We start from the raw sequence: 26,508 nt of genomic DNA, 5'->3' as shown, positions 1-26,508 counted from the left end.
GATGAAAAGAATATTTGCAGCTTTAATATCAATAATTATGCTTTTTAATGTAGTGGCATGTACAAATAAGGATGCTAATAAAGAAGATATAAAAAACAAAGAAACTTTTAAAGAAAGCGTTAAACAAGAAAAAACAGAAAAAAATACTGCTTTTAAAGAGGCAGAGAAAAAATTATTAGATTCACTACAACCCTTGCCAAAAGTTAGTAAAGAATATAAAATAGCTGGTATAGAGCCTACTCTTTCTAATCCATTTTGGGTAACATTTAAAGAAGGATATGAATCCGCAGCTAAAGAATATGGAGTAAAATGTGATGTTTTAGCAACACCTAAAGAAGATGATGTTAATGGACAATTAGATATATTTAAGTCAGTAGTAGGAAAAGACTATGATGCTATTGTGTTTTCAGCTATAACACCTTTCAATCTTATTCCAGGCGTATTAGAAGCGAATAAAAAGAATATACCAGTAGTGGCAGCAGGAAACAATATTGACGATAAAAAAGGTAAAGAAGCAGGAGCAAATGTGCTAGCTCATATAACTACTGATACTGAAAAACAAGGAGAAATAGGAGCTAAATTTATTGTTGATAAAATAAAAAAAGGTAAGGTAGCTATTATTGAAGGAATAAGTGGAGCTTCACAAGGAGAAAGAAGAAAAAATGGAGCTAAAAAATATTTTGAATCTGTAGATGGTGTTGAAATAATTTCTATTCAAGCCGGTGACTGGGATAGAAAAAAATCATATGATATAGCTACTAATATAGTACAGGCTAATCCAGATATTGAAGGAATATTCTGTGCTAATGATATGATGGCTTTAGGTGTTGTAGATGCTTTAAAAGCAATGAATAAAAAACAAGATGTAGTTGTAGTAGGTGTTGACTTTATAGATGAAGCTAGGGAATCTATAAAATCTAAAGAATTAGATGCAACAGTTGCAATGTCACCATATCTTTATGCAAAAGGTGGATTGATACTTGCACTTAAAGCACTAGAAGGACAAAATATAGATCAGAAAGTATATTGGACACCTCTAGAGGTAGTTAATTCAAAAAATGTAGATAGTTTTGAGGGATGGAAATAAAAACTAATATCATATATAGAAAAAGAAAAACAATTAAAATATCAATTGAATCTGAAGATAGTATAACTGTTATATCTCCACCATGGGTAAATAAAAAAAGAATAATGGAAATAGTTGAGTTAAATTCTGAGGGGATATATAATGAAATAGAAAAATTAAAAGAATTAGGTTTTAAGCATAAAAATATAGAGGAAAGAACAACTATATTGTACTTAGGAAGAGAATATAGATTTAAAATAACTTTTAATGAAAAAATAAAACAGAGACATATTGAATTAACAGATAATATATTTTGTGTCTATACTAATACCCAAGAACAAGAAAAAATTGTTCAAACTATAAAGACTTGGTATATAGAGAATGGAATTGGAATAATTATTGAGAGAATAAATTATTATAAACAATATATAGATGTATCTCCACAAAAAATTAAACTTAAGGAGCAAAAAAAACGTTGGGGCACTTGTACATCAAAAGGAAACTTACTATTTAATTGGAGAATTATAATGGCTCCTATTGATATAATTGACTATATCGTAGTACATGAAATGTGTCATTTGATTCATTTTAACCATTCTAAAAATTTTTGGAACTTAGTAGAAAGCATAATTCCAGACTATAGGGAAAGAAAAGAGTGGCTTAAAATTAATGGCTTAAAGCTATTTTTTTAATTTTATATTTTACAAATTAACATTGAATTACTAATAAGAAATACCATTTACAAAGAAACGAAGGAGGATTTCATAATGAGCACTGTATTAAAGGGTAATGAAGTAGCTAAAGCATTAAAAGAAAAAATGAGAGTTGAAGTTAAAGACTTAAGAGAGAAAAATATAATTCCTAAAGTAGGAATTATAAGAATGGGAGATAGACCAGATGATATAGCATATGAAAAAGGTGTTATTAAAAGTTGTGGAACTGTAGATATAGATAGTGAAGTTTTTCAAATACCTGCTGAATCTTCTATGGAAGAATTAATAAACTTAGTTAAAAAACTTAATAATGACGACAATATACATGGAATTTTAATATTTAGACCATTACCAGATCATATAGATACTGAAATTATAGAAAATCTAATAGATCCAAATAAAGATATAGATTGTATGAATCCAATTAATTTAGAGAAAGTATTTGAAGGAGAAATGGATGGATTTGTTCCATGTACACCTAAAGCTGTAGTAGAAATATTAAAATATTATAATATAATTCCTTTAGAAGGAGCAAATATAGCAGTAGTTAATAGAAGTATGGTTGTAGGAAAGCCTCTTAGTATGATGTTACTAGAAGAAAGATCTACAGTTACAATTTGTCATTCAAGAACTAAAGAACTTCCAAAAATAACTTCTCAATCAGATATAGTAGTGGCTGCAACAGGAAGAGCAAAAATGTTTGGACCAGAGTACTTTAGTGAAGATAATATAGTTATAGATGTTGGAATAAATGATGATGGAAATGGCGGAATATGTGGAGATGTTGATTATGATAATGTGGCTGATAAGGTAAAAGCTATTACTCCAGTGCCAGGAGGAGTAGGAAGTGTTACTACTACGATTCTTTTAAATCATGTATTAATATCGTGCAAAAGAATGAACAATATAAAGTAAAAAGAGCCTGAAATTTTCAGGCTCTTTATTTTATAGTGTAACTATGAGTATTTTCGTGTTTTTTTGTAATTATTATACAAAACAAGACGCTTTTCATTGAAGGAAACTAGAAGATGACTAAAGAATAGTAGTAATTAGGTTTTAGAAAAACAAGGAGGGATAATCTTTGCAACTAAATTTTGAAATAAAAGATAAAAGCTTACTAGTTAACTTTAGTGGAGAATTAGATCATCATACAGCAAAAGAGGCTAGAGAAGAAATCGATGAGTTTTATAATCAAAAAATGCTGAAGAATATGGTGATTGATTTAAATAATCTTAACTTTATGGACAGTTCAGGTATAGGATTACTTATGGGAAGATATAAAATAGTATCGGAAAATAATGGAAAGTTAGCTCTAGTAAATGTAAGTTCTAGGGTGGAAAAAATTTTAAAGATGTCAGGAATAATGAAAATAGTTGACATATATGGCAATATAAACGATGCAATTGATAAAATGTAAAGGGAGTGATGAATTTATGATACAAAATAGTATGAGACTTGAGTTCCCAAGTAAATCACAAAATGAATCTTTTGCAAGAGTAGTGGTAGCTTCTTTTGCTTCACAGTTAGATCCTACAATTGAAGAATTGGCTGATATAAAAACAGCAGTATCAGAGGCAGTTACAAATGCCATAATACATGGATATGATGATAATTCCGGAATTGTTAATATAGAATGTAATATAATCGATAATAAGATTGAAATAATAATTCAAGATAATGGAAAGGGGATAGGTGACATAGGAACAGCTATGGAACCTTTTTATACATCTAAACCTGAGTTAGAAAGATCTGGTATGGGCTTTACTGTTATGGAAACATTTATGGACTTACTTGAAGTTACATCTGAGGATGGAGTTGGAACAAAGATTAGAATGGTAAAAGAGTTTAAAAGCATTCCTGTTAAGGAGTAGATAATATGAAGACAGTTACGGCTACACAGCCGATGTATGAGCTATTAGATCATGAAGAGACTATAGAGCTCATAAATAAAGCCCAGCAGGGAGATGAAACTGCACAATCAAAACTTGTAGAACATAACTTAGGGTTAGTAAAAAGTGTTTTAAAAAGATTTTTAAATAGAGGATACGAAGTAGAAGATTTGTATCAAATAGGATGTATTGGACTTTTAAAAGCAATTCAAAAATTTGATACGAGCTATGAGGTTAGATTTTCTACTTATGCTGTTCCTATGATTATAGGAGAAATAAAAAGATTTCTTAGAGATGATGGGATTATAAAAGTTAGTAGATCTTTAAAGCAAACAGCAACAAAAGCAAATATGGCTAAGGAAAAATTAACAAAAAAACTTGGAAGAGAACCTAATATCCAAGAAATATCTGAGGAAATAGATATTACAAAGGAAGAAATTGTTATGGCACTAGATGCAAACCATCAACCAGATTATTTATATGATATTATTCATCAAAGTGATGGATCTCCTATACATCTTATAGACAAAGTCATGGCAACAGAGAATAAAGATAGTGAAATAATAGATAAAATAACTTTAAAACAATTATTGGGACAACTGAAGCCTAGAGATAGACAAATTATAATAATGCGGTACTTTAAAGATAAAACCCAAACTGAAATAGCAAATATGTTGGGAATATCTCAAGTACAAGTCTCAAGAATAGAAAAAAAAGTCTTAGAAAATATGAAAAACTTGCTTACGAAGGTGTGAAAATTCACATCTTTATTTTTTTGTATTAAAATTTGCTAATTATCACATAATAAAGTTAGTAAAAAAATATGGAGTTGATATATATGAAGAAAAAAATGAAATTGATAATAGCAAGTATTATATTATTATCTTTGACATTAGCAGGATATATTATTTATGAAAATAAAGAATCAAAAATTAAAACTCCTACTAGAGCTACATTAGTTAAGTCAACTCATAACGAGGTGATTTATTATTAAAAAATTAAAGGTATATATTCAAACTGAACCAAAGGTAGAAGTAGAAGCTGGAAAAATGTTAAAGATAAAAGATGTAGCAAGTATATTTTGTAATGATGAAAAAATTCAAGATAAAATAGCAAATATAGATATAGAAAAAACAAAAGAAAGTATAAATCAAAATAAGGTAATACCAGTTTTGAAAGTTATAGATATAATTCATAAAAACATTAAAGATATAGATATAGTGGCAATAGGAGAACCAGAGATACTTGTATCATCAAAAAAGAATAAAGGTCAAAATAAAATATTTCAGATTTTTAAAGTTATATTAGTAAGTATATTATTATTTTTTGGAGCTGCACTAGCAATAACTAACTTTCACTCTGATGTAAATATAGAAGAGACTTTTAAAAAGATGTATTTTTTAATAACAGGAGAGAAATCTAAAAACTTGTTAATTATCCAAATACCATATTCAATTGGTATAGGAGCAGGTATGACTTCTTTCTTCAATCATATATTTGCTAAAAAATCAGAAAAAGAACCAAGTCCTTTAGAAGTAGAGATGTATCTATACGATAAAGATGTTGATGAGTATATATTAGACTCTACAAAACACAATTAAGATTATAGCTAAGTTAGTTTTGGTGGTGATTAATTGATTAAAGCTATACTTATTATAATAATATCAATATCCGGAGGAGCTGTAGTAGGAAGCGCAGCGGCAGCATTTTTAACAGTATTAGATGTTATACCTAGACTTTCACAAATAAGCAAAACTCAAGGATATGTCAAATTATATGGATTGGTAATTAGTGTATCTATAACTTTGATAACATTTTTGACACTAACAAATTTTACATTAAATATAAGTCAAATAGTTAAACTTTTAGTAATTCCTATGGGTTTCCTATTTGGCATGTTTGTAGGTCTTCTTGCATCAGCTTTAGCTGAAGTTCTAAATGTAATACCTGTTTTAGTAAAAAAATTGAAGATAAGTGATAATCATATAAAAATACTACTTATATCAACAGCTCTAGGAAAGATGATAGGCTCACTTGTAGAGTGGATATTCTTAAATGGCAAATAAGAGGTGTTCTATATATGAAGAATTCATTTGTAAAAAGTTTTGAATGCCATTTAGATGGATTAAATAAAAAGGATAAAAAAATAAGAAATTACGAAAACTATTATAAATTTAATGATGATATATGTAACTTAAGGAAGAATCAAAAACTTAATAATTTGAAATGAGAGGGATGATAAAATGGATAATTTAAATAATAAAGATTATCAAAAATATGTTGATAAAAAAACTCCAAAACCAAACTATATAAAAAATATTATATGGGCTTTTTTAGTTGGAGGATTAATATGTGTTATTGGTCAAATTATAACTAACTATTTTGAAAGTGTTGGACTAGGTAAAGAACAAGTTGCATCTTCAACTTCTATGCTTCTTGTATTTTTAGGAGCTTTTCTAACTGGGATAGGAGTCTATGATAAACTAACAAAAAAAGGAGGAGCTGGAGCGATAGTACCTATAACTGGATTTGCAAACTCTATAGTATCTCCTGCTATGGAATATAAAAAAGAGGGATTTGTATTAGGGGTTGCAGCCAAAATGTTTACTATAGCAGGTCCAGTTCTTGTTTATGGATATGGAAGCTCTATACTAGTAGGGCTTATATACTTACTTTTAAAGAGATAAGGAGGTAATTAAATTGGCACAAAAAAAATTAGGCAAGCAAACAGTGAAATTAGAAAATCCCCCATCAATCATATCTACTTATTGTATAGTTGGTCCTAAAGAAGGAGAGGGACCTTTAAAAGATTATTTTGATCTTATATTAGAAGATGATTTATGGGGAGAAGAAAGCTGGGAGAAAAGTGAATCAAAAATACAAAATGAAACTATCAGAAGCGCTATATCAGATGCTAAAATTACAGAAAATGATGTGGATTATTTATTTGCAGGAGATTTGTTAAATCAAATAATATCTTCAGCATATTCTGCTAGACAGTTACAAATACCTTTTTTTGGTCTATATGGAGCATGCTCAACTATGTCAGAATCTCTTAGTCTAGGTGCTATGATAGTAGATGGAGGGTATGCTGATTATACAGTGTGTGCTACATCTAGTCATTTCAGTAGTGCTGAAAGACAATATAGATATCCTTTAGAGCATGGTAATCAAAGAACACCTACTGCACAATGGACAGTTACAGGAGCAGGGGCAGTAGTATTATCTTCTAATGGAAATGGTCCTTATGTAACTCATGTAACTACTGGTAAAGTAATAGATTTAGGAATAAAAGATGCAAATAATATGGGACCGGCTATGGCACCTGCTGCTGTAGATACCATTGTACAACACTTTAAGGATACTGGATTTAGAGTTAAAGACTATGATCTTATAATAACAGGAGATTTAGGAATATTGGGAGCAGAAATAGCTGAAGAGTTAATAGCGAAAGAAGGATATGATATATCTCAAATTTATACAGATTGTGGTATAGAAATATTTGATAATGAAAAGCAAGATACACATTTAGGAGGAAGTGGATGTGGCTGTTCTGCATCTGTATTTGCTGGATATGTTTTTAAAGAAATTAAAGCTAGAAATTTAAATAGAGTATTATTAGTTTCAACAGGAGCTCTTCACTCACCAGTAGGAATTCAACAAGGAGAAACTATACCTGGTATAGCACATGCTATAACTATAAGTAATAGTAAATAGGAGGATAAAAAATATGCTTATAGAATTTTTAAAAGCTTTTTTAGTTGGAGGATTAATATGTGTTATTGGTCAAATATTACTTGATAACACAAAGTTGAATCCAGCTCATATATTAGTCATATTCGTAACTTCAGGAGTTATATTAACTGCATTAGGAATATATGAACCTTTAGTAAAGTTTGCAGGTGCTGGAGCCACAGTTCCGCTACCTGGATTTGGATACTCATTAGCTAAAGGTGCTATAGAGGCAGTTAGAAAGGATGGAATAATAGGAGCTTTTACAGGAGGAATTCAAGCTACGGCTGCTGGAGTTGCAGCTGCAACTTTCTTTGGATATATAATGTCCGTTATATTTAATCCTAAAACTAAGCAATAGTAAAGGATGTTATTAGAATGAAAAGAGAAATTATTTTAGTAACAGATGGGGATTCAATAGCCCAAAAAGCTGTAGAAAAAGCTGCTTTAAATGTTGGAGGAAGATGTATTTCAAGATCAGCAGGTAATCCTACACCTTTAACAGGAAGTACGATTGTAGAACTTATAAAGAAAGCAAAATATGATCCTGTACTTGTTATGGTAGACGATATAGGTGACCCTGGATTCGGAAAAGGAGAGCAGGCTCTAAAAGATATAATGGAGCACTCAGATATGGAAATACTAGGAGTTATTGCTGTTGCATCAAATACAGAAGAAATAGAGGGTATAGAAGTTGACTTTTCTATTAACTGTATGTGTGAAATAGTAGAAAATGCTGTTGATAAAAATGGATTAGAGACTGATAGTAAAATATTATATGGAGATACAGTAGATATTATTAACTATATACAGGAAAGACCATTAGTTGTTGGAATTGGTGATATAGGAAAAATGCAAGGTAAAGATAGAATTTGTGAAGGGGCTCCTGTTCTTACAAAGGCAATAAAGGAAATTTTGAATAGGAGCGATCATAAAAAAAATGAAGAATAAGAGGGACTATAATGAAGTTATAAATAATCTATCAAATAAAATGGGTGTAGGCAAAAGCTTCGACGTAGTAAGAAGAGATATTAAAATAGCAGGAAAAGATAGTTCTATTTTCTTTATAGATGGATTTATAAAAGATGATGTTATGGTCTGGATTTTATCTATACTTCAAAGTTGTAAAAAAGAGGAAGTACTTCCTAACTTCCTCAAAAATATAATATCTCTAAAAATTCCTTATGTAGAGTGCAACTCTACTGATGATATGGAAGAATTAGAATATTGTATTTTATCAGGATCTGCTGTACTTTTTATTGAAGGTGTAGAAGAAGGCATAGTAATTGATACTAGAACATATCCAGCTAGGGGTCCAGAAGAGCCCGATTTAGAAAAGGTAACTAGAGGATCTAGAGATGGATTTGTTGAAACTATAATATTCAATACAGCTTTAATTAGAAGAAGAATTAGAGATCCAAATCTTAGATTTGAGCTTATGAAAGTAGGTAAAAGATCACAAAATGATGTAGCAATAGGATATATAGGAGATATTGTTAACTCACAGATGTTAGACGATTTACGAGAAAAGATAAATAAAATTGATACAGAATCATTACTAATGGGAGTAAAAACACTAGAAGAATATATATTCGGAAATAGCTGGAATCCTTTTCCTCAAGCTAGATTTACAGAAAGACCAGATGTAGCTGCTGCTCATATGTTAGAAGGTCATATTATTATTTTAGTTGATACTACTCCAAGTGTTATGATTTTACCTGTTACTATATTCCATTTTACACAACACGCAGAAGACTATTATCAAAATCCCACTATTGGAAGTTATATAAGATGGGTAAGACATATATCTATATTCCTATCATATATATTATCCCCATTATGGCTATTATTAGTTCAAAATAGAGAGTTTCTACCAGTATGGCTGGAATTTATTGGTCCAGAAAAAACAGGAGAGATAAGTCTATTATTACAATTTATAATTTTAGAAGTAGGTATAGATGTTTTGAGAATAGCGTCCATTCATACACCTAATGCACTTACAACCTCATTAGGTATTATAGGTGCACTTTTGCTAGGAGAGTTTGCTGTAAAGGTAGGATTATTTATTCCTGAGACCATATTATATACAGCAATTGTAGGAATAGGGATGTTTGCTACTCCTAGTATTGAGTTTGCTATGGCTGTTAGGATATTCAGACTAATCTTAATAGTATTTACAGGACTATTTAACATATACGGGTTTATAGCAGGAATTATATTGCTTTTAATATCACTATTTAAAACTAAGTCTTTTGGTGGGGTAGATTACTTATGGCCACTCATTCCTTTTAACAAGAGAGCTTTAAAGTCTATTTTATTAAGAACTCCTATTCCTGAAGTTAGAATGAGGCCAGAATTTTTAAAAACTGAAAATGATGAGACTCGAAGTAGAGACGAAAACAATAAACGATAAAAAAGTATGCTATTAAGTTGAGCATACTTTTTTCTTGGTTATATTCTGTATTAGATGTTATTACTATGTGTATCATATACTAAATCTAATGGATAAGAAGTAAAATATTTTAATGTGAAGCAAGCATAAATACTAAGTGTAGTAAAGATAATGCTTATTTATGAAAAAACTAAAGGATATTTTAATATTTCATGGAAAACATACCAATAATGAATTTTTAGATTCAAGAGCTTCATAAGCTTTTTAATTTTGTTAATGTATATATGTTCTAAATAGAGGTTATTTTTTATAAGAAGTAATATAAATGATAGTATAGATGAATAAAGGGGGAATAACTTTGAATTTAGTAATAGAATCGGATGATATAACAGACTATTTAAAGAATACAATGATAATAGACTTTCAAAATGAAAATATTATAGAGTTAGCTAAATATTTAAAAATTGGAGTAAAGTCAGAGATTGATTTAATTAGAAAAACTTATGAATATGTAAGAGATAATATAAATCATTCAGCAGATGTAGAAGGAAAAGTTGTTACATGTAAAGCATCAGATGTACTGAGGGAAAAAGAGGGAATATGTTATGCTAAATCACATTTACTAGCTGCATTGCTAAGAGGTATGGGGATACCAACTGGATTCTGCTATCAAAGGCTCATTTTAGATGACGATCAAAAAAATTATTTGATTTTACATGGACTTAATGCTATATACATAAAGAAAATAAAAAAATGGATAAGGGTAGATGCTAGAGGAAATAAAAAAGGAGTAGATGCTCAATTTAGTTTAGAAGAGGAAAAATTAGCATTTCCCATTAGAAAAGAATTTAAAGAAGAAGATATACCATTAGTTTTTGTTGAGCCTGATGCTAATATTATTAAAGCTCTTAATACATATGAAACAGTAGCAGAATTATTTGATAATTTACCACAAAAATTAGAAAAAGAATTTATAAAAGCTTATTCTTATAAATAAAATATTAATTAGAGTTATAGATGAACTAGTAAATGACTATATCTTGGTTTGAAAATTCAAATATAGATCTATGGAGAGTGGAGTAATGAGAGTTACTAAGGACTTAATAAAAAATTCATATAATAGAGAAGGTACTATTTTAAGCTATATAGACGCTATAGAAAAAATAGGATTATGGGAATCTGAAAAGAAAATTATAAATAAATATATAAAAAAAGATGATAAGATTTTAGATATTGGTTGTGGTACTGGAAGAACAACCTTTGGTCTTTTTAAATCTGGTTTTAAAAGTATTAAAGGATTAGATCTGTCAGAGAATTTTATTAGCTATGCAAAAGATTTAGCTAAACTAAATAATTTTGACATAGAATTTATTGTAGGTGATGTTTGTAAATTACCTTATGTAGATAAATCTTTTAATTCTGCGATATTTTCATTTAATGGTTTAATGCAAATACCAGGGAGAAAAAATAGAGTAGAAGCTATGAAAGAAATAAGAAGAGTTTTAAAGGAAAATGGAATTTTTATATTTACTACACATGATAGAAATATAGAGACAGAATATAAAGAGTTCTGGAAAAAAGAAAAAACAAAATGGGATCAAGGTAAGCAAGATCCATGTTTAATAGAATTTGGGGATCTTATTATTAAGGAAAAAGAAAGTAGTACTTATATACATATTCCTACACGTGAAGAAATACTACAAGATATTACAGATTCAGGATTTATACATATAGAAGATTGTTATAGGCTAGAGTTAGCAAATGAAAACATAGAAGTAAGAGCATTTTCGACAGAGTGTAGATTCTGGGTAGTAGAAAGATAATAATCTAATAAAGAAACTAAAATATTACACACAAAAAACCATCCAATATAATTTGGATGGTTTTTTATTAAACTACTATTGTTTATTCACCATCATTTGGAATCTGTACTTCACTACCTCCATTATTGCCATTACCATTGCCATTATCTGGGTTAGAACCATTTCCACCAGTTCCTCCACCATTATTGCCTCCGGTGCCACCATTTCCAGAATTACCATTACCATTGGTACCACCGTTATTATTACCACCAGTGTTGCCATTATTGCTACCATTGTTATTATTCGGAATAGTGTTATTTCCAGGAACATCAATGCCATTATTGTTGTTATTATTATTGTCACTACCATTATTGTCGTTATTACCATTATTAATAATACTATCAATAATGTTGTCAATGATATTATTATCATCTTCTTTTTTATTATAGTGTGAACTATGGTCACATGTTTTAGTTGGAACAGTATACTTATAGTCATCTGGAACTATACCACCGTGTTTAGATGGATTGTATGGTGGATTACGCTTAATAAACACTCTGCTTGCAACTAAGCTAGAAGGACATTTATCACTAGCAAGCATTCCACTAACTGTATCTATGTTTACTCTAACATGCATATCACAGTAATCTTTAGGCTCAGTGCCTTTTACAAATATCTCACTTCTTACTACATTACCTCTAGGGTCTTGTCTACATAAGTCTGTAGCAAGTTTGCCAGATACTGTACATACATTTCTTCTAACAATATTATTTGGCATTTTAAAGTTCTTAGCTGGTAACTTCTTGTGAGCACTTTTCATAATTATTGACCATAACTGTGCAGCAGAAGAACTGGAATGACTACTTGCAACTTTGACACTTGGAGAGTCATTACCGATCCACACTGCAGCAGAATAGTAAGGAGTATATCCAACAAACCAAAGATCAGTATTATCACTAGTAGTACCAGTTTTACCTGCTACTGGTATTCTTGAGTTAGAAGCATCTAATTTAGCTTTTTTACCTAAGCCTGAAGTTACTGTTGATTTCAGTACATCAGTCATTACATAAGCTACTTGAGGAGAAACTACCTTTGTTTTACTTGGCTTGTTATCTAAAATAGTATTTCCATATCTATCCTCTACTTTTATATATGATCTAGGTTTTATATATACACCTTCATTTGCAATTGAACTAAAAGCTGCTGTCATATCTAAAGGACTTATTCCTTTAGCCATACCACCTAGTCCAAGTGCTGATAAGTTCTCATCATTTGTTTGACGGTTTTCAGCTTTTGTTACAAAAGAATCTGATTCATTTTCTTTTATTATTCCCATTTTTTGAAGATACTCTTTAATACGACTAGTACCTACATCTTCTACAACTTTTACTGAGTTTACGTTTATAGATTGTTCAACAGATTCCCTTAAAGAAACTAGTCCTTTATAACCTCTATACCAGTTTCGTGGCCAAAGTTTTCCGTTACCATTGTAAAATGGAACGTCATCTATAGAAGTAGCAGCAGTATAACCATTATCAAGTGCTGGAAGATATGCCGCTATAGGCTTCATACTAGAACCTGGTTGTCTTGGAGCTAAAGCTCTATTAAGAATCTTCTGGCCTTCAAAGTTTCTACCTCCAACCATAGCTTTAACTGTTCCATTTGAATGATCCATAACAACGGTTGCTGATTGAGGTTGAAGAATTCCTGCACCATCATTTAAAAAGTAATTTCCATTAATTAATAAGTTTTTATTACCATCTATTTTATAAAAATCTTTGTTTTTATTTAAAAAACTATTTTTAATTAGAATTTCCTTATTTGATAGTGTTCTATAATCTTTAGCATTTAAAACTATGGATCCCAAAGTATGGGTTATCAAACTACCTCTATTATCTAAAGTATAATAGTCTTTTATATCTATACTTTTAGGGTATATGTTTAACTTACGATTGTTTATAGTTAAACCTTCATCTGTCAATTCATAAGTTCCATTTTCTAATATCAAGCTTCCTGACTCATCTAATATATTAGCTTTCTTATAATATACTATTGATTTACTTGTATCAATTATATTACCTCTGCCATCTACAGTCCAAGAACTTGTTCTTTTACCACTAAAAATATTTTTTGCAAAATTACTATATACACTTTCTACTTCACGCTGTAAATCTAAGTCTACAGTGGCATAGACTTTTAAACCACCAGTCAATAGTTCTTTTTGTGCTTGTTCTTTAGTGTATCCTGCTTTTTTTACTAGATCATCAAGCACTTGACTTTTAACAAAATCAGCGAAATAAGATGATATATCTGTAAATTTCTTAGCACCTGGCTTTAAAGATTTTGAAACATCTTCATTAAGAGCTGTATTATGCTCATCTTCTGATATATATCCTAGTTCTTTCATCTTCATCAAAATTAGCCTTTGACGGCTTATAACATCAGGATTATATACTGCGGTATACTTTTCACCATAAATATCTACATTTCCTACAACCTTATCTTCTTTACTTACGTTATTTGGACTTACAAGCTTATAAAGTGATAACTTAGTAGGATTTTTAGTTACACCTGCTAAAAGTGTACTTTCAGCAAGGGTAAGTTCACTTACGTCTTTAGAAAAATAAGTATGAGCTGCTTCTTGAACTCCATAAGCTCCTTGACCAAGATAGATTCTGTTAAGATATGCTTCGAGTATTTGATCTTTAGTGAGAACTCGTTCCATCTTAATTGCAATATAAGCTTCTTTTATTTTTCTAGTAAGTTTTTTTTCATTAGTTAAATACAAGTTTTTAGCTAACTGCTGAGTAATAGTACTAGCACCTCTTACAGCAGCTCCTGCCTTTATGTCTGCAATGAGAGCTGCCATTATACCTTTAACATCAACTCCAAAATGTTTTCTAAATCTTTCATCTTCTATTGAAATAAATGCATTTTGAAGATGTTTTGGAATCTTATCAAGGTCCACTATGGTCCTATTTTCTTCAGCATGAAGCTTTTCTATTAAGTTACCCTCTTCATCGACAATAGTAGAGTTTTGGTGTAACAATGATTCTATATTAGAAGGATCTATTTCTGGAACATTTCTAATAGCTCCAAAAACTAGTCCGCCAACAATACCTGTTCCTGCTATCATTGTAATTAGTATTACCATGGATAAAACTCTAAAAAATCCCCACTTCTTTTTTACTTTTTTAGATTTATTTTTTTCAGTTCTAGGTGACTTATTATTTTCTTGAGTCATATTAAACCTCCTTTAAATGATGAAGGTAGAACAACAATAAACATCAAACAACATTATATCATATAGGTATATAATTTTAAAAGAGTCAAACTTTCAAGGAATCAATACGTATACTAAGATATAGCTTTAATAAAACATATAAATACCCAAGAATTACCTGTTAAATTATATTTAGAACATTTTAAGTATTATTGACATATAACATATTATAGGGAGGTGTTTTTGTGAGGAAAAGATATAAAAAGAAGAGAATAAAGATATTTTTAACAATAATATTTATTATTGTTTTAACTATATATGGTTATAATTTAATAAATAATAATATAAAACCTACTATACGTGCTGTATGTGAGGTACAAGCAAAAAAAATAGCTACACAAGCAATAAATGATGCTGTAAAGAATAAAATTAAAGATGATATAAAATATAAAGATCTTATATTTACTAAACAAGATAATGAGGGTAAAATAACTATGATGCAAGCGAATACTGCATTGATGAATAGCGTAGCATCGGACGTAGCTTTGGAAGTACAAGAAAAAATAAGACAGATTTCTGCTGGAACCATAAAGATACCATTAGGAAATATATTAGATAGTCAACTTTTTTCTGGACCTAAGTTCAAGCTAGAATTACAGCCACAAGGAAGTGTTACAACTGATTTTACAACTGATTTTATTGAATCAGGAATTAACCAAACTATACATAAAGTATACTTATCTATTACAACAGATGTTAGAATTATATTCCCATTAGTATCTGATACTGTAAGAATAACTTCCAATGTACCAATAGCTGAAACAGTTATAATTGGAGATGTTCCTGAAAACTATATAAGCGTTCCTGAAGATAAGTTTTTAAATATAGTTAATTAGATTTTAGAATTTACTTGATATACAATTTAAGAAATTGAAATTGAAATAAATAGTAAAATCTTTAAAAGTATGATAATTTGATAGTATGTTTAATAATATAACTAAGATGATAATTTTACTGAGGTGAAGATATGTATAATATCCAAGAGAAAAAAGAAGAAAGAGTTTTAATAGTAGGAGTGGATACAAATAAAAAGTATGAGATTAATATAGAAAGTTCAATGAAAGAGCTTGCTGAATTAGTAAAAGCTGCTGAAGGAGTAGTAGAGGCAAGCATAATTCAGAATAGAGAGAGTATAGATTCTGCCTATTATATAGGAACTGGAAAAGCACAAGAGATAGCTATATATTGTGAGGAACTTAATATAGATACTGTTGTTTTTAATAATGAGCTTACTGGAGCTCAAATAAGAAATTTGGAAGAAATAATAAATAGAAAGATAATAGATAGAACAAGTTTAATATTAGATATATTTGCAAAGAGAGCTACAAGTAAAGAAGGTAAACTACAGGTAGAACTTGCCCAACTTAAGTATAGGTTGCCTAGACTTATAGGATATAGAAATTATCTATCTAGAGCTGGTGCTGGAATAGGAACTAGAGGACCAGGAGAACAAAAACTAGAAATTGATAGAAGACATATCTTAAGTAGAATAAATGATATAGAAAGACAACTTAAAGAATTGACAAATGTTAGAAAAATAAAAAGAAAGAAAAGAGAAAACTCAAATATACCTATAGTAGCATTGGTAGGTTATACAAATGCGGGTAAATCAACACTACTTAATAGTATTATAAGAGAAGACAATGAATATCATGAGGATAAAGAAGTCTTTGCATATGATATGTTATTTGCTACATTAGAAACAACTTTAAGAAAAAGTATGTTACCTAATGGTCAAGATTTTCTAATAACAGATACAGTAGGATTTGTAAGCAAATTACCTACACGTTTGGTAGAAGCATTTAAAGGAACATTAGAAGAAGTAAAGTATGCAGATTTATTGCTTCATGTAATAGACGTAACAAATGAAGATATAAATATTCAAGTAAAAACTACTATGAGCATATTAAAAGACCTAGATGTTTTAGATAAACCGATTATTACAGTCTTTAATAAGGTAGATATAGATAATAACTACTCTTTAGAGTACGATATAAAAGAACCAAAGGTATTTATATCAGCTAAAACAGGTCATAATTTAGATAGATTATTAAAAATGATTCAAGAAAATCTACCAAATAAATATTACAAAGTAGATATTCTTGTACCATATGATAAAGGAGAATTAATGTCATATTTATTCGATAACACTAAAGTAGAAAAATGTGAGTACGTAGAAAAGGGAACTCTTGTAACGACTACACTAGATTCTATAGATTTTAATAGATATAATGAATACGTTTTTAAAAAATAGTTATATATAAAAAATGATTAAATAAAAAATAAACTATGACATCATATTCTTAGTATTTTTAACTATATTAACTATACTGTCATAGTTTTTAACGACACCTGAGGCTACTATTGGTCTACCAAAAGAAACTAAATTTAGCCTTCTAGAGGAAAAACCACCTATTTTCATGAGTGAATTAACACAGGGCATAGTATTAACTAATAAGAGTTCATCTCTATGCCCTCCTCCTAATTCAAAAGCATCTTTTACAGCTGGTATAACTAGCTCTGGCTTAAACTGTCGACTCAAACTGAAAACTTTATTATTATTTTTGTCAATACCTCTGAGAATTATCTTACCTTGATCTTGTTTATTAAGAGTGTCAAAATATGGAACATTCAACACTTCTTCTTTGCTTGGTGTTCTATCTATAGGTAAAGTGCCAAGATGTATAGCACATGCTATTACAGAAGAATGAGCTCCACCTACACAATGATATATAATGTACATAAAATCACCTCTAAATTTAAAATACTAAGCTTAATTTTCCCCAAAACATATTTAAATATTAGTGAAATATATAGTTAATAATAGTTTTTTATTATTAAAAAAATTTATATTAAAATCTAAAAATATAGAAAGATAAGAATCTATATTGATATATGTATTATTAAAAAGCTTAATTTCAATTTTATTATAGAATATATTTACATGAAATTTACCAATAAAATACATTTATAAAAATAAATAAAAAAATTATGCAAAAATGATAATCAAAAAAGTTTTTTTACATATTTATATAGTAACAGGATTAAAAGTTTAAGAAGGGAGGAATACACCATGACTATAAAAAGATATATAGGTGGTGTAATATTTAAAGACAACAAGGTGTTCATTGTTAAAGATAAAGAAAACAAATGGATGTTAGTTAAAAATGAGATTCGTAACGGTTTTTTTTCTTGTGAATCAGTTCTTGATAGCTTCAAAAAAAGAACTGAAATTGATATGGAATTAATATCAATAGCAGGAGAAACTAGTTACGAATTTTTTAATTTTAAAAAGATTAAACCACCTTATAAGCAAATTACATGGTATATAGTTGAGGCTAAAAATGAGAAATATAACATAAAGGAATCAGAGATCATAGATGCGGGATTTTATAGTATTGATAAAGCTATAGAAATGATTGATAGTAATCAGGAAAAATCAATAATTACTCTTTTATACAATAAGTATAGAAATATAATAAAAGAAGACTTGATACTAGCATAGTTAACTACTTGATTTAAAAATGATATAATGAATATAAACTATAAACGAGAGGGGATAAAATTGAAAAGCACATATAAAACTATACACGAATATGGTAGAGATGAAATAATTATAAATAAGTCTAAATTCATAGGATATGCAAAACCTATTTCAAGTGAAGAAGAAGCGGTAGAATTCATACAAGAAATAAAAACCAAACATAAAGATGCTACACATAATGTTTATGCCTATGTATTTGGAGAAAACAGTAATATACAGAGATATAGTGATGATGGAGAGCCAAGTGGTACAGCGGGAATTCCTACTTTAGAAGTTATAAAAAAAGAGAATTTAAGAAATGTTGTAGTAGTTGTAACGAGATACTTTGGAGGGGTAAAACTAGGTACAGGAGGATTAGTTAGAGCATATACAAAGGGTGCAAAAATAGGATTAGAAGATGGGAAAATAGTAGAAAAAGTATTGTTCAAAGAAATTAGAGTGAGAATAGACTATACCTTATATGGTAGAATGGAAAATGAGTTACTAAGATTAGGATATATAATAAAAGATGTTATATATGATGAAGCTGTGAATATAGTTATTTTATGTGAAATTGATAGAAAAGAGAGTCTTGTAAATAATTTAATGGAAATCACAAGCTCTAAAATGATATATGAAGAAGGAGAAGAAAACTATTTTTCAGTAAAAGATGGGGTTATATTAGAATAAAAAACCTTCCTTTCTATAACTAAGGAAGGTTTTTTGTTATTCTTTGACTTTACTGAATATTTCATATAAGCCCATAAAGAATAAAAATATACCAAACATTTTTCTAAGTAAATCATCAGAAACCATAACTGCCAAGGAAGAACCTATTAGTGCTCCAATTATTCCACTTAATATTATAGGAGCAGCAGTTTTTAACTGTATGTTCTTGTTGAAAAAATGAGTAATCAAAGCAACTATAGCAGTAGGTATAAAAACAAATAAGCTTATTCCTTGAGATTGATGTTGGTTTAAATTTGTAAACAAAGATAGTGCTGGAATAAGAATAGTTCCTCCACCTATTCCCATTCCACTTACTATTCCTGATAAAATACCTATGATGAAGAGTATCATTTAAACACCATCCTTATAGCTGCAATTATCATAAAGGTTCCAAACATCTTTCTAAGTATTTTACGAGGAATTCTATTTAAAAGCTTTGCACCTATGTATCCTCCTATAATTCCACCAATAGTTACTATACCAGCTACTTTAAAATCTAATATTCCATTTTTAAAATAAATTAGAGTACTTATAATACTAATGGGTAAAATTATACTAATAGCGGTAGCATGAGATTTATGTTCATCCATACCTAGTAAAAATACCATGGCAGGGACGACTATAGTTCCACCACCAGATCCAAATAATCCATTAACAATGCCTGCTATTAATCCTATTGCTAACATTTTAGGTTTTAAAAAATTTTTCATAATAACACCTGCTTTTTTAATTTACTTAAATAGTATTTTTGTCTAAAAAAAATATTATATGCACTTGACTTTTTGTAAATAAACAAATAAAATACAATAAAACATAGTAGAATACTAGGAATTGAGAAAGGAGAATAATTATATGAAAACAGTTGATAATGTATCGCAACTTATAGGAGATACACCTATAGTTAAACTTAATAGATTAATTGATGAAAATAGTGCAGATGTATACGTGAAGTTAGAATACTTTAATCCAGGAAGTAGTGTAAAAGATAGAATAGCATTACATATGATAGAAAAAGCCGAAGAAGAAGGAATACTAAAGGATGGTTCAGTAATTGTAGAACCTACTAGTGGTAATACTGGAATAGGATTGGCTATGGTAGGAGCTGCTAAAGGATATAAAGTTATATTGGTAATGCCAGATACAATGAGTGTGGAAAGAAGAAATTTATTAAAAGCATATGGAGCTGAGCTTGTACTAACACCAGGAGAGAAGGGTATGAGAGGAGCTATAGAAAAAGCTACGGAATTAATAAATGAGAATCCTAATTACTTCATGCCTCAACAATTTGAAAATAAACATAATCCGGAAAAACATATGGAATCTACTGCTTTAGAAATTATAAAACAGACGGATGGAACACTTGATGCATTTGTAGCAGGAGTAGGTACAGGTGGTACTATTACAGGAGTAGCAAAAGTAATTAAAAAAGAGTTAAAAAGTAAAGAGGTACAAATTGTTGCAGTTGAACCAGCTGATTCTCCAGTATTATCAGGGGGAGATCCTGGACCTCACAAAATTCAAGGTATAGGAGCAGGATTTATTCCGAAAGTTTTAGAGATGGACTTAATAGATAAAATAGAACAAGTATATGCTGAAGATGCTATAGAAACTACTCGTGATTTAGCAAAAAAAGAAGGACTTTTACTAGGTATATCATCAGGTGCAGCAGTGTATGCAGCTTTAAAAATTGCTAAAGAATTAGGAAAAGGTAAGAAAGTGGTAGTTATCGCACCAGATAATGGAGAGAGATATTTAAGTACAGGTATATTCGAATAAAAAAATTGAATACTTCATCTAAATATGCTATATAATTAGATACAAGATTTAGCTATTACATAGGTGGAGGTTAAATAATGAACAATATAGAAAAAACATGCAATGACATTGTAAATTGGATAAAAGAAAAAGTTAATGAAGCTGGATGTAAAGGTTTAGTTTTTGGGTTGAGTGGTGGAATTGACTCAGCAGTTATAGCAGGATTATCTAAAAAAGCTTTTCCTAAAGATTCTTTAGGAGTTATAATGCCTTGTCACAGTAATCCAGAGGATGAGGAGCATGCTAGACTAGTTGCTAAATCATTAGATATAAATATTATAAAAGTAGATTTAACGAATACATTTGATGTATATACTTCTGAACTTGGATTTATAGAAAATAATAGACTTGCAACATCAAACATAAAACCTCGTTTAAGAATGACAACACTGTATTACTATGCTCAGCTAAATAACTATTTAGTAGTAGGATCAAGTAATAAAAGTGAAATAACTATAGGATACTTTACTAAACATGGAGATAGTGGAGTAGATATTTTACCTATAGCTGATTTAGTAAAGGAAGAAGTTAAAGAACTTGCAAAATACTTACAAATAGATGAAGCTATAATAAGTAAACCACCTTCAGCAGGACTTTGGGAAAATCAAACTGATGAAGATGAAATGGGATTTGGATATGAAGAGTTGGATTCATATATTAAGGGGAAAAATGTAGATGATATAAGTAAAGAGACAAGATACAAAATAGAAAAAATGAATAAGATAAGTGAACATAAAAGAAAATTTCCACCAATCTTTATACAATCATAGTAGAAATTTTTCTCCAATATTTCCTAAGAAATATAAAAAAGAATCCTTTAAAAGGATTCTTTTTTAGCTTTTCAGAACTTTAAAATTGAAGCTGTTACGGCTTTATGCTAAAATATTATACGTACAATTGAAGGAGGTATAGTTATGGCAGGACATTCAAAATGGGCCAATATAAAACATAAAAAAGGTAAAATGGATGCTCAGAGAGGAAAAATATTTACAAAGTTATCAAGATATATAACGGTTGCAGTTAGAGAGGGAGGAAGTGATCCTGAATATAATGCAGCTCTAAAAAGTGCTATAGAAAAAGCTAAGGCAGAGAACATGCCTAATGATAATATAGACAGAGCTATAAAAAAAGGTGCAGGAGATTTAGATGGAGCTAACTACGAAGAAATCATATATGAAGGATATGGACCATCAGGTGTTGCTGTATTTGTTGAATGTCTAACTGATAATAGAAACCGTACTGCTTCAGACGTAAGACATGCTTTTGACAAGTTCGGAGGAAACTTAGGGTCAACAGGATGTGTGGCTTGGATGTTTGATAGAAAAGGACTAATTGTTATAGATAAAGATGATAACATAGATGAAGAAGAAATAATGATGCAGGCTATTGAAGCTGGAGCAGAAGACTTTAGTAGTGAAGACGAAGTATTTGAAATAACAACTAGTGCAGAAGATTTTACAGGAGTAAGAGATACTCTTAAAGAAGCTGGATATACATTCTCAACAGCAGAACTTGCATATATACCGCAAAATACTAGTAAGTTAGAGGAAGAAAAAGACATTAAAAATATGGTCAAACTTATAGATGCTCTTGAAGATAGTGATGATGTTCAAAATGTATATCATAACTGGGAAGTACCAGATGATTTAGAAATATAATGAGTTCTAAAGGTTTTTATGAAAGGTTCATTATAGGCAGGTTTACATACCTGTCTATAATATTTTTTTGAGGATTAATTGTATAAAACAATATGATATGAGTAGTTATTTTTTTAGGAAAGAGTGCTATAATATAGATATGAAAATAAATGGGGAGAGGTGAAATCATGGATAAGGAATTATTAGAAATATTAAAAAATATTCAGGATGATATCAAGGGGATAAAAGAAACTCAACAACAACATACTCAGATATTGAATAACCATAGTGGATCATTGAATGAACATACTCAAATATTAAATAACCATAGTAGATCATTGAATGAACATACTCAAATATTAAGGGCCTTAGAACATAAATCAGATGTAATAAAATCTGAACAAGAAAATATGAAATATGATGTAGCGGAAATAAAAAGAGATGTAGAAATCATTAGAAAAGATTTATGTAGAGTAGAAGAAGCAACTGCTAACAATTGGGCGGACATAGCAAAACTAAAATCTATTAAATAAAATACAATTTAATAAAAATAAATAATAGAGGACATCAATTCAATTTGATGTCTTTTATTATTATTTTTATAACGAAGGTTTTTTAAAGTTTTTTATGTTTGAATTGGGGATAGATAAAAATAAAAATATAAGAGATATTAATTTCGAAAATAGATAGATTAATCTATCGCCAATTATATAGGTCAATAATATAAATGTATTAAGATAATAATATTTGATGAATTACAATAAAAATAGAGAACTATGATGATACTCCGATAAGAGCTAGATAGATACTCTGATTTTATTATTATAAAGAGAGAGTATTATTTATGTTTAAAACATTTATGTTAAATGAAAATTATTAAAAATGTAGTTAAGATTAAAATAGAAAATTAAGTTATGCTATGCCAAATAATTAACTAAATAAGAGAATAAATAAAAAAAATTTATAAAAACAGAAAAACTATAAATATTAATGACTTGTACAAAGATTAATTCTGTGCTAAACTTAATAACTGTCTCAGGAAATAATAATTGGAAATTAATATATAACATACATAATAAATTTTTATGACTTAGAGGGAAACCTTCTTGTGTTTTACTTAGAAGGTATTTTTTTATGTTATAACTTCCAAATAAATGGCAATAATTGCTATTAGGAGGGGATGGAAGTGAGTACTGCTGTAAAACTATGGGACATATATAAAGGATTAACAGATAAATTTTTATATAATAATGATTTAAATTCCATATACATACTTCTTGCTTTATATGATATAGAAGAGAACATAAGTAATATATATCCTAAATATATGTGTTTGAAAGATATAAAGAAAAAAATAAAATATGTATTAAAAGATAGAGAAGACAGTGAGATTATATCTCATAACTTAAGTGTTATTATGCATGAGGATATAAACAGATTAGAGCTATGTTTTTATTTAGAAGGATATAAGGATGGATATAATAGCCTTAAGTATGTAAATCTTTTAGAAAAAGAATTCGTAAGAATATTTGGCATAGAACACGTATATAGCAATAATTATTTAATACATGATAGCTCTAAACATGAAGAAATAAAAGCCATACGTAAAAGATGTGATATAGAAATTGACAATAAAGAAAAGCAAGAAAAGTACATAGAAAATTTAACTACTACATTTACAAATAAAGTTATTAAGAAGAAAGTTGAAAACTTAAGTGATTATGTAGCGAAGCAATTAAAAATAGATTTTGATTTATATAATGTTAAGATAGATGAAGTTAATTATGATCTATCAGATGACGAAGTAAGTGAAATTTACAATATGCTTTTAGTTATTCTTATTAAGCACTTGAAAAATACATATAAAGATGCATTTTGGTATGCGGTTAATGATAAGGTTTCAAAAAGATATTCTTAATTTTTTACTATACTTTCTAGTTGATTAATGTATAAATAAAATTAATTTGGAAAAAATCTCAACTAGATAGTGTAGGAGGGATATCGTTATGAAAAGAAATCCATTACTTGTTGTTGTGATGACAAGTGTTATAGTCTTAGTATTGGGGGCAATGGGAGGATATTATTTAAGTGAAAATAGCCCTAATAAAAAGCTAAAATATAGAGATGATAATACTTCTTTAGATAGAAGCGATAATAAAGATCGAGACAGTGAAAATCTTGAGCTTAGTCTAACTGATAAGAAAATAATAGGTCTAGGAACAATGATAGAATATAAAACTATATACTTAGAGTGTGGACATGAGATTAAAAGAACGTCTAAGCCTGAAAAAGATATGCTAAGCTTAACTCAAGAGCAGCTTGAGGGATATCTAGCTAATAATTCTCCAGAGTGGTTTATAGAAGAATTTTCAAAAGATAAAGTGATTATTTATACAGAAAAAAATCATTTATGCCCTAATCACTTTATAATAGGGGAGAAGAATGGTAAAATAGTAATTTTTAAAGTAAACGAAAAGGGAGAAAAAGTTCTTCACAAAATATTAAAAGATACGTCTACATCGACTCTTAAAAAAGTAGATCAAGAAAAGCTTAAAGAAGGTATAGTTGTAAATAGTGAGGAAGAAGCAGGGCAAATACTAGAAAACTTTATAAGCTAGAAATAACAAGCTAGGATTAATTAAAAAAACATCCTAGCTTTATTTTTATTCTTATTTTGATTATATAAATTTAATAAAATTCTAAATACCTTTATGATAAAATCTTTATTAATAAAGGTATTTGTGATAGAATTATCGAATATATGTTTGGATTAAAACTTTTTAATGGAGTGATAGAATGATTATATTTGGAATAGACCCAGGAATAGCTATAGTAGGATATGGAGTGATAGAATATAAAGGGAATAAGTTTAATGTAATAGATTATGGTGCTATAACAACAGAACCAATTTATACTTTTCCAGAAAGATTAAAAATAGTTTATGATGAACTTTGTACTCTATTAGATAAGTATAAACCAGATTTTGTAGCTATAGAAGAATTATTTTTTAATAAAAATGCTAAAACAGCTATAAATGTAGGACAAGCAAGAGGGGTTCAACTGTTAGCAGCAATTAATAGAGGTATAGAAATATATGAGTATACACCTTTACAAGTTAAACAAGGTGTAGTTGGATATGGTAAAGCAGAAAAGAAGCAGGTTCAAGAAATGGTAAAAGTATTATTGAACTTAAAGAAAGTTCCAAAGCCTGATGATGTTGCAGATGCCTTAGCAGTAGCTATATGTCATGCCCATTCAGGGAACTTTAGAGATATGTTTAAGGTAAAATAATGGAGGGATATTCTATGTACCAGTATATTAAAGGGAATATTGAGGAAATAGGAGAAGATTACATAGTTATTGAAAACAATGATATAGGATATATGATAAATACTTCTAAGACAACAATAATGCAAATAGGGAATAATCTACAACATAGAAAGATATATACTTTTCTAAATGTAAAGGAAGATGGAGTTAGTCTTTATGGATTTACAACTAAAGATGAATTAGACATGTTTAAGCTTCTACAAACTGTTTCTAAAATAGGACCTAAAGTAGCTATTGGAATGCTATCTATAATGATACCTTCTGATATAAAGCTAGCTATTATAAGTGAGGATTCTAACAAATTATCAAAAGCACCTGGTGTAGGTAAAAAAACAGCAAGTAGAATTATTCTTGAGTTAAAGGATAAAATAGGTGATATAGAAAGTATTATTAAGTCAAATTCTAATGAACAAATTATAGTAGAAAGAAGTAGTATAAGTAATGAGAAAGAAGAAGTGTTAGACGCTTTAGTATCTCTTGGATATACTAGAAGTGAGGTATATTCAGCTATAGCTAAAATAGATACGTCTAATAAAAGTGTAGAAGATATTATAAAATTAGTGTTAAAAGAATTAGGAAAATAACTTAAGAGGAGGG

General features: G+C 29.0%; 33 protein-coding genes. 29 read left to right on the top strand and 4 right to left on the bottom strand.

Features of this window, described 5'->3' with window-relative positions:
- The first annotated feature begins 1 nt into the window (after position 1).
- From CLPU_RS03515 to CLPU_RS03445, 17 genes are all read left to right on the top strand, one after another.
- The gene (locus CLPU_RS03515) at positions 2-1,087 is read left to right on the top strand and encodes a sugar ABC transporter substrate-binding protein (RefSeq protein ID WP_050354272.1); all 1,086 of its coding nucleotides are present in this window, start codon (positions 2-4) and stop codon (positions 1,085-1,087) included.
- Entirely contained in the window at positions 1,078-1,758 is a 681-nt protein-coding gene (locus CLPU_RS03510; RefSeq protein ID WP_050354271.1) for a M48 family metallopeptidase, read from the top strand. The genes CLPU_RS03515 and CLPU_RS03510 overlap by 10 nt, the downstream gene beginning before the upstream one ends.
- A gap of 75 nt (positions 1,759-1,833) precedes the next feature.
- Positions 1,834-2,694 carry a bifunctional 5,10-methylenetetrahydrofolate dehydrogenase/5,10-methenyltetrahydrofolate cyclohydrolase gene (locus tag CLPU_RS03505; RefSeq protein ID WP_050354270.1) on the top strand — a complete coding sequence of 287 codons (861 nt, stop codon included), beginning with the start codon at positions 1,834-1,836 and terminating at the stop codon, positions 2,692-2,694.
- 166 nt (positions 2,695-2,860) lie between these two features.
- A complete protein-coding gene (spoIIAA, locus tag CLPU_RS03500; RefSeq protein WP_050354269.1) occupies positions 2,861-3,196 on the top strand; it encodes an anti-sigma F factor antagonist in 336 nt (111 codons plus the stop codon).
- Positions 3,197-3,212: 16 nt separating this feature from the next.
- On the top strand, positions 3,213-3,650 hold the full coding sequence (spoIIAB, locus tag CLPU_RS03495) for an anti-sigma F factor (RefSeq protein WP_050354268.1): 438 nt from the start codon (positions 3,213-3,215) through the stop codon (positions 3,648-3,650).
- A 5-nt stretch (positions 3,651-3,655) separates the two neighbouring features.
- On the top strand, positions 3,656-4,423 hold the full coding sequence (gene sigF / locus CLPU_RS03490) for an RNA polymerase sporulation sigma factor SigF (RefSeq protein ID WP_050354267.1): 768 nt from the start codon (positions 3,656-3,658) through the stop codon (positions 4,421-4,423).
- Between the two features lie 83 nt (positions 4,424-4,506).
- Positions 4,507-4,662, top strand: coding sequence for a hypothetical protein (locus CLPU_RS17145; protein ID WP_157857696.1), 156 nt, complete (start codon positions 4,507-4,509; stop codon positions 4,660-4,662).
- Positions 4,655-5,269, top strand: coding sequence for a stage V sporulation protein AA (locus CLPU_RS03485; RefSeq protein WP_082154054.1), 615 nt, complete (start codon positions 4,655-4,657; stop codon positions 5,267-5,269). Before CLPU_RS17145 ends, CLPU_RS03485 begins: the two co-directional genes overlap by 8 nt.
- A gap of 33 nt (positions 5,270-5,302) precedes the next feature.
- Positions 5,303-5,734 (top strand): stage V sporulation protein AB, encoded by a 432-nt coding sequence (locus CLPU_RS03480; protein WP_050354265.1) that lies wholly within the window; start codon positions 5,303-5,305, stop codon positions 5,732-5,734.
- A 14-nt stretch (positions 5,735-5,748) separates the two neighbouring features.
- Positions 5,749-5,898 carry a hypothetical protein gene (locus tag CLPU_RS17140; protein WP_157857695.1) on the top strand — a complete coding sequence of 50 codons (150 nt, stop codon included), beginning with the start codon at positions 5,749-5,751 and terminating at the stop codon, positions 5,896-5,898.
- 13 nt (positions 5,899-5,911) lie between these two features.
- Complete coding sequence (gene spoVAC / locus CLPU_RS03475) at positions 5,912-6,355, top strand: stage V sporulation protein AC (protein WP_050354264.1); 444 nt, start codon at positions 5,912-5,914, stop codon at positions 6,353-6,355.
- Between the two features lie 13 nt (positions 6,356-6,368).
- Positions 6,369-7,385, top strand: coding sequence for a stage V sporulation protein AD (gene spoVAD, locus CLPU_RS03470; RefSeq protein WP_050354263.1), 1,017 nt, complete (start codon positions 6,369-6,371; stop codon positions 7,383-7,385).
- A 13-nt stretch (positions 7,386-7,398) separates the two neighbouring features.
- A complete protein-coding gene (gene spoVAE / locus CLPU_RS03465; protein WP_321169965.1) occupies positions 7,399-7,761 on the top strand; it encodes a stage V sporulation protein AE in 363 nt (120 codons plus the stop codon).
- 17 nt (positions 7,762-7,778) lie between these two features.
- Complete coding sequence (gene spoVAEA / locus CLPU_RS03460) at positions 7,779-8,351, top strand: stage V sporulation protein SpoVABEA (RefSeq protein WP_097677530.1); 573 nt, start codon at positions 7,779-7,781, stop codon at positions 8,349-8,351.
- A complete protein-coding gene (locus CLPU_RS03455) occupies positions 8,341-9,813 on the top strand; it encodes a spore germination protein (protein WP_050354261.1) in 1,473 nt (490 codons plus the stop codon). The genes spoVAEA and CLPU_RS03455 overlap by 11 nt, the downstream gene beginning before the upstream one ends.
- Before the next feature lie 337 nt (positions 9,814-10,150).
- The gene (locus CLPU_RS03450; RefSeq protein ID WP_082154053.1) at positions 10,151-10,789 is read left to right on the top strand and encodes a transglutaminase-like domain-containing protein; all 639 of its coding nucleotides are present in this window, start codon (positions 10,151-10,153) and stop codon (positions 10,787-10,789) included.
- 85 nt (positions 10,790-10,874) lie between these two features.
- Positions 10,875-11,615, top strand: coding sequence for a class I SAM-dependent methyltransferase (locus CLPU_RS03445; protein ID WP_200898471.1), 741 nt, complete (start codon positions 10,875-10,877; stop codon positions 11,613-11,615).
- 82 nt (positions 11,616-11,697) lie between these two features.
- Here CLPU_RS03445 and CLPU_RS03440 read toward each other — a convergent pair whose 3' ends face one another.
- Positions 11,698-14,838 (bottom strand): penicillin-binding protein 1A, encoded by a 3,141-nt coding sequence (locus CLPU_RS03440; RefSeq protein ID WP_082154052.1) that lies wholly within the window; start codon positions 14,836-14,838, stop codon positions 11,698-11,700.
- A 224-nt stretch (positions 14,839-15,062) separates the two neighbouring features.
- Between CLPU_RS03440 and yunB the strand changes: the two genes are divergently transcribed.
- Together yunB and hflX are read left to right on the top strand one after the other, a co-directional pair.
- On the top strand, positions 15,063-15,713 hold the full coding sequence (gene yunB, locus CLPU_RS03435; protein WP_050354258.1) for a sporulation protein YunB: 651 nt from the start codon (positions 15,063-15,065) through the stop codon (positions 15,711-15,713).
- Positions 15,714-15,844: 131 nt separating this feature from the next.
- Positions 15,845-17,131: a GTPase HflX gene (gene hflX, locus CLPU_RS03430; RefSeq protein ID WP_050354257.1), complete on the top strand. Its 1,287-nt coding sequence runs from the start codon at positions 15,845-15,847 to the stop codon at positions 17,129-17,131.
- A 33-nt stretch (positions 17,132-17,164) separates the two neighbouring features.
- Here hflX and CLPU_RS03425 read toward each other — a convergent pair whose 3' ends face one another.
- Positions 17,165-17,620, bottom strand: coding sequence for a DUF3189 family protein (locus CLPU_RS03425; protein ID WP_050354256.1), 456 nt, complete (start codon positions 17,618-17,620; stop codon positions 17,165-17,167).
- Between the two features lie 330 nt (positions 17,621-17,950).
- On the opposite strand from CLPU_RS03425, the gene CLPU_RS03420 reads away from it, so the two are divergent.
- Together CLPU_RS03420 and CLPU_RS03415 are read left to right on the top strand one after the other, a co-directional pair.
- Entirely contained in the window at positions 17,951-18,382 is a 432-nt protein-coding gene (locus tag CLPU_RS03420) for an NUDIX hydrolase (protein WP_050354255.1), read from the top strand.
- 60 nt (positions 18,383-18,442) lie between these two features.
- The gene (locus tag CLPU_RS03415; protein WP_200898470.1) at positions 18,443-19,090 is read left to right on the top strand and encodes a YigZ family protein; all 648 of its coding nucleotides are present in this window, start codon (positions 18,443-18,445) and stop codon (positions 19,088-19,090) included.
- Positions 19,091-19,126: 36 nt separating this feature from the next.
- Here CLPU_RS03415 and CLPU_RS03410 read toward each other — a convergent pair whose 3' ends face one another.
- A complete protein-coding gene (locus CLPU_RS03410) occupies positions 19,127-19,480 on the bottom strand; it encodes a sulfite exporter TauE/SafE family protein (protein WP_050354253.1) in 354 nt (117 codons plus the stop codon).
- The gene (locus CLPU_RS03405; RefSeq protein ID WP_050354252.1) at positions 19,477-19,839 is read right to left on the bottom strand and encodes a sulfite exporter TauE/SafE family protein; all 363 of its coding nucleotides are present in this window, start codon (positions 19,837-19,839) and stop codon (positions 19,477-19,479) included. The genes CLPU_RS03410 and CLPU_RS03405 overlap by 4 nt, the downstream gene beginning before the upstream one ends.
- Before the next feature lie 142 nt (positions 19,840-19,981).
- Between CLPU_RS03405 and cysK the strand changes: the two genes are divergently transcribed.
- From cysK to ruvA, 8 genes are all read left to right on the top strand, one after another.
- Positions 19,982-20,905: a cysteine synthase A gene (gene cysK / locus CLPU_RS03400; RefSeq protein WP_050354251.1), complete on the top strand. Its 924-nt coding sequence runs from the start codon at positions 19,982-19,984 to the stop codon at positions 20,903-20,905.
- A gap of 77 nt (positions 20,906-20,982) precedes the next feature.
- Positions 20,983-21,714: an NAD(+) synthase gene (nadE, locus tag CLPU_RS03395; RefSeq protein ID WP_200898469.1), complete on the top strand. Its 732-nt coding sequence runs from the start codon at positions 20,983-20,985 to the stop codon at positions 21,712-21,714.
- Positions 21,715-21,858: 144 nt separating this feature from the next.
- Positions 21,859-22,602 carry a YebC/PmpR family DNA-binding transcriptional regulator gene (locus CLPU_RS03390; protein ID WP_050354250.1) on the top strand — a complete coding sequence of 248 codons (744 nt, stop codon included), beginning with the start codon at positions 21,859-21,861 and terminating at the stop codon, positions 22,600-22,602.
- A gap of 167 nt (positions 22,603-22,769) precedes the next feature.
- The gene (locus CLPU_RS03385; protein ID WP_050354249.1) at positions 22,770-23,114 is read left to right on the top strand and encodes a hypothetical protein; all 345 of its coding nucleotides are present in this window, start codon (positions 22,770-22,772) and stop codon (positions 23,112-23,114) included.
- A 653-nt stretch (positions 23,115-23,767) separates the two neighbouring features.
- On the top strand, positions 23,768-24,499 hold the full coding sequence (locus CLPU_RS03380) for a hypothetical protein (protein WP_050354248.1): 732 nt from the start codon (positions 23,768-23,770) through the stop codon (positions 24,497-24,499).
- A gap of 88 nt (positions 24,500-24,587) precedes the next feature.
- Positions 24,588-25,199, top strand: a complete 612-nt coding sequence (locus CLPU_RS03375; protein WP_050354247.1) for a BofC C-terminal domain-containing protein — start codon at positions 24,588-24,590, stop codon at positions 25,197-25,199.
- Between the two features lie 178 nt (positions 25,200-25,377).
- Positions 25,378-25,872 (top strand): crossover junction endodeoxyribonuclease RuvC, encoded by a 495-nt coding sequence (gene ruvC, locus CLPU_RS03370; protein WP_050354246.1) that lies wholly within the window; start codon positions 25,378-25,380, stop codon positions 25,870-25,872.
- A gap of 14 nt (positions 25,873-25,886) precedes the next feature.
- Positions 25,887-26,495, top strand: coding sequence for a Holliday junction branch migration protein RuvA (gene ruvA, locus CLPU_RS03365; protein ID WP_050354245.1), 609 nt, complete (start codon positions 25,887-25,889; stop codon positions 26,493-26,495).
- Positions 26,496-26,508: the final 13 nt, after the last annotated feature.

The organism is Gottschalkia purinilytica (assembly GCF_001190785.1).
Taxonomy (GTDB): domain Bacteria; phylum Bacillota; class Clostridia; order Tissierellales; family Gottschalkiaceae; genus Gottschalkia_A; species Gottschalkia_A purinilytica.
Note: the sequence above shows the minus strand (reverse complement) of the source record. Positions and strands in the feature narration are given on the sequence as shown.